This is a genomic window from Mycobacterium parascrofulaceum ATCC BAA-614, from assembly GCF_000164135.1.
In the GTDB taxonomy this organism is placed as follows: Bacteria; Actinomycetota; Actinomycetes; order Mycobacteriales; family Mycobacteriaceae; genus Mycobacterium; species Mycobacterium parascrofulaceum.
The window spans coordinates 1666182-1677559 of sequence record NZ_GG770553.1; the positions used below are offsets into that span (position 1 = coordinate 1666182).

General features: G+C 70.1%; 10 protein-coding genes and 1 pseudogene. 4 read left to right on the plus strand and 7 right to left on the minus strand.

All coding sequences use genetic code 11. The annotated features are described in order from the left end of the window. Positions 1-53: 53 nt before the first annotated feature. Positions 54-956, minus strand: a complete 903-nt coding sequence (locus tag HMPREF0591_RS07875) for a TauD/TfdA dioxygenase family protein (protein ID WP_040621390.1) — start codon at positions 954-956, stop codon at positions 54-56. A gap of 60 nt (positions 957-1016) precedes the next feature. On the opposite strand from HMPREF0591_RS07875, the gene HMPREF0591_RS07880 reads away from it, so the two are divergent. Then, complete coding sequence (locus HMPREF0591_RS07880; protein WP_040621391.1) at positions 1017-1583, plus strand: TetR/AcrR family transcriptional regulator; 567 nt, start codon at positions 1017-1019, stop codon at positions 1581-1583. A gap of 3 nt (positions 1584-1586) precedes the next feature. Here HMPREF0591_RS07880 and HMPREF0591_RS07885 read toward each other — a convergent pair. The 5 genes and pseudogenes from HMPREF0591_RS07885 to HMPREF0591_RS07900 form a co-directional block, all read right to left on the minus strand. Further along, positions 1587-3951: pseudogene (locus HMPREF0591_RS07885) on the minus strand (glycoside hydrolase family 65 protein). Then, a complete protein-coding gene (locus HMPREF0591_RS07890) occupies positions 3948-4688 on the minus strand; it encodes a beta-phosphoglucomutase family hydrolase (RefSeq protein WP_007167945.1) in 741 nt (246 codons plus the stop codon). Before HMPREF0591_RS07890 ends, HMPREF0591_RS07885 begins: the two are co-directional and overlap by 4 nt. Positions 4689-4768: 80 nt before the next feature. Continuing rightward, on the minus strand, positions 4769-5581 hold the full coding sequence (locus HMPREF0591_RS07895; RefSeq protein ID WP_007167946.1) for a class I SAM-dependent methyltransferase: 813 nt from the start codon (positions 5579-5581) through the stop codon (positions 4769-4771). Positions 5582-5618: 37 nt separating this feature from the next. Then, positions 5619-5783 (minus strand): hypothetical protein, encoded by a 165-nt coding sequence (locus tag HMPREF0591_RS32210; RefSeq protein ID WP_007167947.1) that lies wholly within the window; start codon positions 5781-5783, stop codon positions 5619-5621. Further along, positions 5780-7297 (minus strand): DHA2 family efflux MFS transporter permease subunit, encoded by a 1518-nt coding sequence (locus HMPREF0591_RS07900; protein ID WP_040621394.1) that lies wholly within the window; start codon positions 7295-7297, stop codon positions 5780-5782. Before HMPREF0591_RS07900 ends, HMPREF0591_RS32210 begins: the two co-directional genes overlap by 4 nt. Before the next feature lie 79 nt (positions 7298-7376). Here HMPREF0591_RS07900 and HMPREF0591_RS07905 point away from each other — a divergent pair, with 79 nt between their 5' ends. Continuing rightward, the gene (locus HMPREF0591_RS07905) at positions 7377-8018 is read left to right on the plus strand and encodes a winged helix-turn-helix transcriptional regulator (RefSeq protein ID WP_007167949.1); all 642 of its coding nucleotides are present in this window, start codon (positions 7377-7379) and stop codon (positions 8016-8018) included. Here the strand turns inward: HMPREF0591_RS07905 and HMPREF0591_RS07910 are convergent. Next, a complete protein-coding gene (locus HMPREF0591_RS07910) occupies positions 8000-8554 on the minus strand; it encodes a peroxiredoxin-like family protein (protein WP_007167950.1) in 555 nt (184 codons plus the stop codon). The two genes, HMPREF0591_RS07905 and HMPREF0591_RS07910, sit on opposite strands and share 19 nt — an antisense overlap. Before the next feature lie 97 nt (positions 8555-8651). On the opposite strand from HMPREF0591_RS07910, the gene guaA reads away from it, so the two are divergent. Both guaA and HMPREF0591_RS07920 read left to right on the plus strand, forming a co-directional pair. Then, positions 8652-10259, plus strand: coding sequence for a glutamine-hydrolyzing GMP synthase (guaA, locus tag HMPREF0591_RS07915; protein ID WP_208857736.1), 1608 nt, complete (start codon positions 8652-8654; stop codon positions 10257-10259). 293 nt (positions 10260-10552) lie between these two features. Continuing rightward, a complete protein-coding gene (locus tag HMPREF0591_RS07920) occupies positions 10553-11242 on the plus strand; it encodes a hypothetical protein (protein WP_007167952.1) in 690 nt (229 codons plus the stop codon). The last annotated feature ends 136 nt before the right edge of the window (positions 11243-11378 follow it).

Genomic DNA, 11378 nt, shown 5'->3' on the forward strand with positions numbered 1-11378 from the left:
TCGCGATCGCCTCGCTGGTTGGTCGGTCGGCGACCCGCGGCGCTGGGCTACGCCTAGCTTGCGATCGCCTCGAGCGGGGCGCCGCTGACCACCCGGCTGCGCTCGCCGTGCACGTCGACGGGCACGTCGCCCATCAGCGTGACGCGGTGCATCAGCCGGGGCTGGTCGTCGTAGTCGTCGATGGCCCGGTGCTGGGTGGCGCGGTTGTCCCAGATGGCGACGTCACCCGGCGCCCAGCTCCAGCGAATGGTGTTCTCGGGCACCGTGATTCGTCGCTGCAACAGTTCCAGCAGCACGCTTGACTCGTAGCTGTCCAGGCCGACGAAGCCGCGCACGAAATCTCCCAACAACAGCGCGCGCTCGCCGGTCTCGGGGTGCACCCGCACCACCGGGTGTTCCGTCCGGAAGTCCGGCTTTTCGAAGACCTGGCGGAACGTCCGCTGGGCGTCGCTCATCGCCCGCACCGATTCCTCGGTCACGTAGTCGTAGCGGTTGCTGTGCAGGGCCCACAGGTTCTCGACCAGGCCCTTGAGCGCATCGGGCAGTGCCTCGTAGGCGGCGGCGGTGTTGGTCCACAGCGTTGTCCCGCCGTAGCGCGGCAGGGTGACCGCCCGCAGGATCGAGGCGGCCGGGTAGTTCGCGACGAAGGTGACGTCGGTGTGCCAGCGGTTCGCCTTGCCGTATTCGGAGTTGATCGGCGTGATCACCGGCGCGTTCTTGGCGGCCAGCAGTTCGGCGGCCGGGTGGCCGACGGGTGTGCCCAGCCGGCCCGCGAACGCCAGCTGCTGCTGGTCGTCGAGGTGGTGCTGGTGGCGGAAGAAGATCACCTTGTGGGCCAGCAGTGCGCGGCGGATCTTGTCGACCGCGGCCGGGTCGAGGTCGCCCCCGAGGCGCACCCCGTCCACCCGCGCGCCGATGCGGCTGCCGAGCTTGGTGACGGTTATCTGACCAGTCATTGTCATCAATCCTAGTGTCAAGGGGCGTAGTCAACTGACTACATCGAGTACTGTAGTCGTATGACTACATCTTCCGCAAGGGGTCGCGCCAACATGCCCACCGGGCGGGCGGAGGTCGCCGCGGCGATCCTGGAGGCCGCCACCGACCTGTTCGCGGAGCGCGGGCCCGCCGCGACGTCGATCCGCGACATCGCCGCCCGGTCCAACGTCAACCACGGCCTGGTGTTTCGTCACTTCGGCACGAAGGACAAGCTCGTCGGCGCCGTGCTCGATCATCTGGGCGCCGACCTGAGCGCCCTGATCAGCTCCGAGCCGCCCGCCGACGTGCTGGACCGCGCCCTCGACCGGCAGATGCGCGTCATGGCCCGCACCGTGCTCGACGGGTATCCGGCGGGACAGCTGCAGACGCGCTTTCCCACCATCGCGGCGCTGCTCGACTGGGTGCTGCCGCTTCACGACAACGAGATCAAGGCGCGCCTGGCCGTCGCCAACGCCCTTGCGCTGCAATTCGGTTGGCGACTCTTCGCGCCGATCCTGCGCACGGCGACCGGGCTCGACGAGCTGACGGACGACGACATCCGCGAGGCCGCGCGGGCCGAGGTGGCGCGGATTCTCAACCCCGGCTGATGCTCACTTCTTCCGGGCCAACGCCCGGCGGTGTAGCGGCTCGCGGCCCGGCGGTTGCTGCGGGGTCGACAGCAGCGGCTTGCGGCCGCGCACCGCGATGGTTTTCGGCGCGTCGGTGCTCAGCGTCACCTCGTCGCCGGCGTGCCGGATGGTGAGCTGGCCGCCCGGTCCGTCGCGCACGGTGTAGGTGACGTCGGAGTGGTTGACGTCGACGGTCAGCCGGAAATCGCGCCACCGGAGCCGGAACCGCAGCCGCGAGATGCCATCGGGCAGCGCGGGATCCAGCGAGAGGATGCCCTCGTCGTCGCGCAGGCCGCCGAAGCCGCCCACCAGCGCCGTCCAGGCGCCGGCGAGCGACGCCATGTGCAAGCCGTCGCGGGTGTTGTGGTGCAGGTCGCGCAGGTCGATCAGCCCTGCCTCGTAGGCGTAGTCGTGCGCCAGCTCCAGGTGGCCCACCTCGGCGCACATCACCGCCTGGGTGCAGGCGGACAGCGACGAGTCGCGCACCATGCGCCGCTCGTAGTAATCCACGTTGCGCGCCTTCTGTTCCGGCGTGAACGCGTGGCTCTGCCACTGCATCGCCAGCACCAGGTCCGCCTGCTTGATCACCTGGGCGGGATAGAGCCGGACGTAGGCCTCGTGCAGCAGCAGCGGGTAGGTCGTGTTCTTCTCGAAGTCCCACTCGGCGAGGGTGGTGAACCCGTCGCACTGCTGGTGCACCCCCAGGCCGGCGTCGTAGGGGATGTTGGCCGCGTCGGCCGCGTCGCGCCAGGAGGCGGTCTCCTCGGTGGTGACGCCCATCGCCTCGGCCGCCTCGGGGTGGCGGTTGCAGGCGTCGGCGGCGGTGCGCAGGTTGTGCGCGGCCATCAGATTGGTGAAGACGTTGTCGCGCACGATCGCCGTGTACTCGTCGGGACCGGTGACGCCGTCCAGGTGCCAGACGCCGTGCCGGTCGTGATGGCCGAGGGAGAGCCAGAGCCGGGCGGTCTCGACGAGAACCCCGAGGCCGCACTGCTTTTCGAGTTCCTCGTCGCCGGTGACGATGCGGTACCGCTCGAAGGCCATGGCGATGTCGGCGTTGATGTGCCAGGCCGCGGTGCCGGCCGGCCAGTAGGCCGAACACTCCTGCCCGCGGATGGTCCGCCACGGGAAGCTGGCGCCCTCGAGGCCCAGTTCGGCCGCCCGTTCCTTGGCCAGGTCCAGGGTGGACGCCCGCCACCGCAGCGCGTCGGCCACCGCGTGCGGCGCGGTGTAGGTGAGCACCGGCAGCACGTAACCCTCGGTGTCCCAGAAGGCGTGGCCGTCGTAGCCGGTTCCGGTGAGCCCCTTGGCCGGGATCGCGCGCCGCTCGGCGCGCGCTGGCCTGCAGCAGGTGAAAGAGCCCGAACCGCACCGCCTGCTGGGATTCGGGGTCGCCCTCGACCTCGACGTCCGCGCTGTCCCAGAAGTCGTCCAGGTACGCCCGCTGCGAATTCAGCAGCCCCTGCCACCCGCTGTAGCGGGCGCTGTGGATGGCGGCCGCCGCCTGGTCGCGCAGCGCCGGGCGCGAGCGCATGCTCGACCAGCCGTACGCCAGGTACTTGACGAGGCGCAGTTTCTGCCCGGCGCGCAGCCCGCAGATCACGGTGGTGCGCGCCAGGTCTTCGCGGGCGTCGGTGCTGCACTCGACGCGGCCGGGGACGTCGATCTCGTGGTCCATCGCGGCCGACATCATCAGGGCGCTGCTGCGGGTGCGGTGCATGAGAAGCGCTCCGGTGTCGGTGTTTTCGTGGTCGACGGCCACCAGCGGGTTCTCCAGGATGGCCGACACCCGCGGGTCGCCCGAGGTCTGCGGCTGGTCCTCGTTGGTGACCAGTTCGGACTGCACCGTCACGCGGACGAAATCGCCGACCGCCTCCACGACGTATTCGATGGCGGCCACACCGCGCTGGGCCAGCGACACCAGCCGGGTGGACACCAGCTTGATCTCCTTGCCCGCGGGGGAGCGCCAGTGCGCGCGCCGCGTCATCGTTCCGGCGCGCAGGTCCAGAGTCCGCTCGTGCGAGAGCAATTCGCCGTAGCGGACGTCGAACGGCTCGTCCTCGACCAGCAGGCGGATGATCTTGCCGTTGGTGACGTCGACGATCGTCTGCCCGGCCTCGGGGTAGCCGTAGCCGGCCTCGGCGTAGGGCAGCGGCCGGATCTCGTAGAAGGAGTTCAGGTAGGTGCCGGGCAGGCCGTAGGGCTCGCCCTCGTCGAGGTTGCCGCGCAGCCCGATGTGCCCGTTGGACAGGGTGAACAGGGATTCGGACTGGGCCAACAGGTTCAGGTCGAGCTTCGTTTCACTCACATGCCAGGGATCGACGGGGAAGGCTTCGTCGTCGATCATGACTGCAGCAGCTCGGCGAGGTCGGTGACCACCACGTCGGCGCCGTTGCGGCGCAGATCGTCGGCCTGGCCCACCCGGTCGACGCCCACCACGTAACCGAAGTTACCGGCATGGCCGGCCTGCACCCCGGAGATGGCGTCCTCGAACACGGCCGCGGCGTCGGCGCCCACGCCGAGCAACTCGGCCCCCCGCAGGTAGGAGTCCGGCGCCGGCTTGCCGGCGATGTGCTCATCGCGCAGCGTGACACCGTCCACCCGCTGCTGGATGAACCGGTCCAGACCGGTGATCTCGAGGACGTCGCGGGTGTTGGCGCTCGAGGACACCACGGCGATGCCCAGACCGGCCGCCGCGACCGCCTCCAGGTATTTGCGCGATCCCTCGAAGACCTCGACGCCGTCCTGGCGCAGGACGCGCTGGAACATGTCGTTCTTGCGGTTGCCCAGGCCGTAGACCGTCTCGGCGTCGTCCGGGTCGTCGGGGCTGCCGTCGGGCAGGTCGATCCCGCGGCTGGCCAGAAACGACCGGACCCCGTCCTCGCGCTTCTTGCCGTCCACATAGGTGCGGTAGTCGGCCGCCGCGTCGAAGGGGACGAATTTCTCCCCGGTGCGCTTGGCCCGGTCGGACAGGTAGTCGTCGAACATGGCCTTCCAGGCCTTGGTGTGCACGCTGGCCGTGTCGGTGAGCACACCGTCGAGGTCGAACAGGCAGGCATGCACCTTCTCGGGCAGACCCAGCATGGTGGACCTCGCTTCCTGGTCTTGACGGACTAGTGCAGCGATACCCACTCCACCACGCAGACATGTCTGTCGCCAAACGTTCACCCGTGCGTGGCCGCGGCGACCCCCTGGACGGCTCGCAGGCGCCCGTCCGCCAGGGCGGCGGTCAGGTTCTCGACCTTCCGGTCGAAGTCGGTGACGAAGGCGTGCAGGCCGAGCGGGTCGGCCGGCCGGGCCAGCAGCGCCCGCATGAACTCGGCCGCCTGCCCGGTCAGGTCGTCCCAGTGCTCGACGGCGAACCCGGCGGACTCGATGACGGCGCGCAACTCGCCGGGGGTGACCAGGTGGCTGCGATCGGGTTCGTCGGCCCACGGCAGCGGATACCCCAGCGTGCCGCCATCCCCAATAGCGATGTCCCACAACGCAATCCGTCCTCCGGCCGCCAGCACCCGGCGCACCTCGGAGTACAGGCGCGCCTTGTCGGCGACGTTCATCTGCACGTGCTGGCTGATCACGACGTCGAACGCGCCATCGGCGAAGGGCAGTGCGGTGACGTCGGCCCGCCGCACGGATATCCGGTCGCCGAGCCCGACCAGGCCGTTGAGCCAACGGCTGGTCTCGCAGTACTCGTCGGTGAGGTCGACGGCCGCCACGGTGCAGCCGCACCGGTCGGCGACGTAGCGGGCGGTGCCGCCGATCCCGCTGCCCGCGTCGAGCACCCGGCTTTCGCCGCTGACGCGGGCGAGTTCCACCAGCCGGCTGGTGGCGACGCGGCCCATGGTGTGAAAGTCCTCCACCATGGCCAGGTCGGCGGGCGCCAGGCTCCCGAGGTCTTTACCCGCGGCGATCAGCGCCCGTTCGATGTTGGGCCGGGACAGGCCGGTCGAGTACTGCCTCTGGATGGTGTCGTTCATCGGTGGATCTCCGTCCAGGCCGTGATCAGCGGGGGCATCATGACGAGGACGCCGGCCGCGATGGGGAGACCACCCGCATGCCCGGGCGCAGTCCGGCGAGCCGAAGCGCGTGCTCGGTGTAGTCGTTGTACAACCGGCCCTGCAGGATGAGCCGCCGCACCTCCACGTCGGCGTGGCCGAGGACGTATGTGCTCGTGCTCATGCGATTGCCCTTTCGGTTTGACGTGCCGGCAACAACCAGCCGACGACGATCGCGGCGCCGAGCGCGATGGCGGCGCAGACCAGCGAGCTCACCTGGAGGCCGTCCAGGAACGCGCGGTCGACCGCGGCACGGACGGCACCCGCGCGTTGCGCCGGCAGCTGCTGGATCACCCTGTGCGCCAGCGCCATTGAATGGCGCATGGCGTCGGCGGGCAGCCCGGTCAGCGCCTCCGCCCCCAGGTGTCCCGAGTACACCGACGCGAAGATGCTGCCGGCGATGGCGACGCCGAGGGTGCCCCCGAGTTCGCGCGTGGTGTCGTTGACGGCCGAGCCCACCCCGGCCTTGTCGGCGGACAACGACCCCATGATCGCCTCGGTGGCCGGCGAGACGGTCAGGCCGAGGCCGCCGCCGAGCAGCAGCATCTGCGTGGCGATCTGGGTGTACGGCGTGGCGGCGTCGGCGGTGGACGCCCACGCCAGCCCGGTGGCGAAGACGGTGAGTCCGGCGGCGACGACCGCGGTGGTGCCCGCCCGTTCCACCAGCCGGGGTCCCGCGATGCTGGCCAACGCGATGGAGGCGGCGACCGGCAGCAGCCGCACCCCGCTCTGAAAAGCGGTGTAGTCCTTGACGAATTGGAAGTACTGGGTGATGACGAAGATGAAGCCGAACAACGTCAGGAAGCCCGCGGTCACGGCCAGGCTACCGCCGGAGAACCGGCGGTTTCCGAACACCGAGACGTCCAGCATCGGGTGGGTGCTGTGCCGCTCCCATAGCGCGAAGGCGGCCAGAACCGTTGCAGCCGAGGCAAAGCCGATCGTGGTCCGCCCGTTGGTCCATCCCGAGGTGGGCGCCTCGATGACCGTGTAGACCAGCGTCGTGATGCCGGCCGCGGACAGGATCAGGCCGGGAATGTCGAGGCGCGGCGCCGCCGGGTCGCGCGAGGTCGGCACGAACAGGACGCCGCCGGCGATGGCCAGCGCGGCGATCGGGATGTTCACCATGAAGACCGAGCCCCACCAGAAGTGTTCGAGCAGCCAGCCGCCGCTGATCGGCCCGACGGCGACCCCGACGCCGACCATCGCCGCCCACAGGCCGATCGCCTTGGCCCGGTCCGCCGCCTCGGTGAAGATGTTGGTGATCAGGCCCAGCGTGGTCGGGAATATCACGGCCGCGCCCACTCCCATGGCGGCGCGGGCCGCGATCAACTGGGCGGCCGAATCGGTATGCGCCGCAACGGCGGAGGTTACGGCGAACAGCGCCAGCCCGGAGTTCAACCAGCCCCGCCTGCCGAAGCGGTCGCTGAGGCTCCCCGCGGAGAGCAACAGCCCGGACATCACCAGGGTGTAGGCGTCGACGATCCATTGCAGCTGGGCGGTGTCGGCGCCGAGTTCGCGGGACAGGGTCGGCAGCGCGACGTTGACGATGGTGGCGTCGACGCTGATGACGAAGACACCGAGGCAGATGACGGCCAGTGCGGCGATGGGGCGGTTCCGTAGGAGGGGCTCGGTACGCATGAACAAGACGCTAAAGTTTATAGACAAATAAATCAAGCGAATGATAGAAAATCATGTCTGCCGCTGCTAGGCTGGCCTGGTGGCGACCCGCAGGACCTACAACCAGAACTGCCCGATAGCGCTCGGTCTCGACGTCCTGGGCGAGCGCTGGACGCTGCTCATCCTGCGCGAGCTGGTCGGCGGCTCCCGCCGCTACGGCGACCTGCGCGCCGAGTTGCCCGGCATCGCAACGAATCTGCTGGCCGAGCGGCTCAAAGAACTGCAAGACGCGGGGCTCGTCGATCGGGCCGACCTGCCCGCCCCGATCGGACGGACCGTCTACACCCTCAGCGACATGGGCTGGCAGCGGGCGTTGCCCGTCTTGAGGAGCGTCGCGCTGTTCGGTCTGGACCGGTTGGACCCGGTCGGGGATGGCGCGGTGTCACCGCTCAACGGGTTTTTGGCCGGCATTCTGCTCGGCTTCGACTCTGGCGAGGCGGGCGGGTTGGAGGCGACGTGCCGGGCCGAGATCGACGGCCGGCGGTTCGACTTCGCGGTGACCCAGGGCCGCCTGGCCGGTGGTCGCGGTGAACCTGCGGTGACGATCACCGCCGGCGCGGCGGATCTGGTGACCGCCCGCCTGGGCGCGAGCGAGGCCAAGCGCGCGGCGGCGCTGCGGCGTATCACCGTGACGGGCGACCCGGCGTCCGTCGACGCGGTGCGTCACGCGTTCGCGCTGTAGGCCTGAGCGAGCAGCTCGTCGACCGACCATTGGTCGTTGGCGTGGCGACCGTGCTTGTCCGCCAGCACCCGGCCGTCCGGGGCGATCAGGAAGTCGGCGGGCAGGCCGAGGTGGCCGCCGGTGGGATGCAGATTCGTGTTGCGCAGGCCCTGACGCATCCCCGCGCCCAGCACCGCCGGGGTGAACGCTCCGGGACGCAGCACCGAGCGCGGGGATGAACCGACGCCAAATTCCGCGTAGAGCGCCTTGGTGGGATCGCCGATCACCGCGAACGGCAGGTCGCCGACGTAGTCACGCAACTCCTGATCGGTCGAGTGGAACACGACGACCTCGCGGATACCGGCCGCGGCGATCTCGTCGTGCCGGCGCACGATCGACTGCAGGTGAAGGTTGCAGATGGGACATCCGGCGAAACGCCGAAATTGCAGATGGACGAGTCGGCCGGGATCCGGAACCGGCACCGTTTCGCCCGAAACCGTACTCAGGCTCCGAGGCGCGACGACGCCGCCCCGGCCTATCGCAGTGTGCTCGCTCATGGGCTGCTCCCGTCCGATGCAGAGGTGTCTCTTCCAACCAAGAAATTCTTTGGCCGATTCCCTCGCGCAACCGACCCACTTGACGTGACGCCGGGCAATGGCGGCCCGACCGGGGCGGGGATGGACCCCCACTAAGCTGGCTGCCGTGGAAACACCCTCGCCGCGGCCCGTGTTGGTCGTCGATTTCGGCGCACAGTATGCGCAGCTGATCGCCCGGCGCGTCCGGGAGGCGCGGGTCTTCTCCGAGGTCATCCCGCACACCGCCTCGATCGAGGAGATCAAGGCCCGGCAGCCGGCGGCGCTGGTGCTCTCCGGGGGGCCGTCCAGTGTCTACGAAGAAGGCGCCCCCCAACTCGACCCGGCGGTGTTCGACCTCGGGGTGCCCGTGTTCGGCATCTGCTACGGATTCCAGGCCATGGCCCAGGCCCTGGGCGGGACCGTCGCCCACACGGGCACCAGCGAGTACGGCCGCACCGAGCTGAAAGTGGTTGGCGGCGAACTTCATTCGGGGCTGCCGACCGCCCAGCCGGTGTGGATGAGCCACGGTGACGCGGTCACGGCCGCGCCGGACGGATTCGACGTGGTCGCCAGCAGCCCGGGCGCGGTGGTGGCCGCCTTCGAGAACCGGAGCCGCCGGCTGGCCGGGGTGCAGTATCACCCCGAGGTCATGCACACCCCGCACGGGCAGCAGGTGCTCAGCCGATTCCTGCACGAGTTCGCCGGGCTGGGCGCGGAGTGGACACCGGCCAACATCGCCGGCGCGCTGGTGGAGCAGGTGCGCGAACAGATCGGCGATGGCCACGCGATCTGCGGGCTGTCCGGCGGTGTGGACTCGGCGGTGGCCGCCGCGCTGGTGCAGCGCGCCATCGGCGACCGGCTGACCTGTGTCTTCGTCGACCACGGGCTGCTGCGCGCCGGCGAGCGCGAACAGGTGCAGCGCGACTTCGTGGCCGCCACCGGCGCCAACCTGGTCACCGTCGACGCCGCGGACACCTTCCTGAAGGCCCTGTCGGGGGTGACCAACCCCGAGGGCAAGCGCAAGATCATCGGCCGCCAGTTCATCCGGGCCTTCGAGGGCGCGGTCCGGGACATCTTGAGCGCCACCGGATCTGAGGTGGATTTCCTGGTGCAGGGCACGCTGTATCCCGACGTGGTGGAATCCGGCGGGGGCAGCGGGACCGCCAACATCAAGAGCCACCACAACGTCGGCGGCCTGCCCGACGACCTGAAGTTCAAGCTCGTCGAGCCCCTGCGGTTGCTGTTCAAGGACGAGGTGCGCGCCGTCGGGCGTGAGCTTGGCCTGCCGGAGGAAATCGTTGCGCGCCAACCCTTCCCGGGCCCAGGTCTGGGCATCCGGATCGTCGGTGAGGTCACCGCGCAGCGGTTGGAGACGCTGCGCCGCGCCGACTTGATCGCGCGCGAGGAGCTCACCGCCGCCGGCCTGGACAACTTGATCTGGCAGTGCCCGGTGGTGCTGCTGGCCGACGTCCGCTCGGTCGGCGTACAGGGCGACAACCGCACCTATGGGCACCCGATCGTGCTGCGGCCGGTGTCCAGCGAGGACGCCATGACCGCCGACTGGACCCGGGTGCCCTACGAGGTGCTGGAGCGCATCTCGACCCGCATCACCAACGAGGTGCCCGAGGTCAACCGCGTGGTGCTGGACATCACCAGCAAACCCCCCGGCACCATCGAGTGGGAGTAGGTTCGGCGCGCCCGCCTTGGGCGCTGCGTGCCGCTTGGGTGCCGCTCGTCCGCGACACATAACCAGTTGCGCCGACACGCCGGCGGGGGTCGCAATGGCTTATGTCTCGCGAAGGCGCGCCGCCGTCCGCACCGCCTCCGAACGCCAAAATCGCCCCTTTGGCCCCATCCATATCGATCGCATAAAGCCGCCCCTTGCGTTTCTTGACGGTTGTCGGAGGGCGGGTGTTTACTCGCAATCAGTCGAACATACTTTCGAAAATAGTCGTGCGAGAGCGGTGGTAGGAGGTTGTCATGACTGCGGCTTTCGCCCCCGATCACCGGCCGGAAACTCGCGCCGAGCAGCTGGAATCGCTGCGCCGGCGGATGGCCGTGATCACCGGGAGGACGCCGGGGCCCGCGTCCCGACCGGCCCCCTGCGCCGACGACCTGCTCCCGGAATCGGAGTCCCGGCTGGCGTTGCCGCGGTGGCTGGCGGAGTCGCTGCCGGCGCCGCTGCCGCGCGGGACGGTGGCGGTGCTCTCGGGTGCCCGGTCGTTGCTGCTGGGCGTGGTGGCCGCGGTGACGGCGGCGGGCGGCAACGTGGCGATCGTCGGCCAGCCGGACATCGGGCTGCTGGCCGCCGCGGAGATGGGGGCGGATCTGAGCCGGGTCGCGGTGATACCGGATCCCGGAACCGATCCGGTGGAGGTGGCCGCGGTGCTCGTCGACGGCATGGACCTGGTGGTCCTCGGCCTGGGCGGGCGCCGGGTGCCGCACACCCGGGCGCGGGCGGTGGTGGCGCGGGCCCGCAACAAGGGGTGCACCGTGCTGGTCACCGACGGTGACTGGCAGGGGGCGCCCACGCGGCTGGAGGCCCGGGTCTGCGGCTACGAGATCACCCCGGCTCGCCGCCCCGGCCTCGGCCGGATCAGCCGGGTGCGGCTGCAGGTCAGCGGCGTGTGTGCGGGACGACGGGTGACCGCCCGGGCGCGGGCTGGGTGACGTCGGAGTGGCATCCCGGGTGCTGGCCATCTGGTGCATGGACTGGCCGGCGGTCGCGGCGGCCGCGGCCGCCGGCCTGTCCGCGACCGCCCCGGTGGCGGTCACGTTGGCCAATCGGGTGATCGCCTGCTCGGCG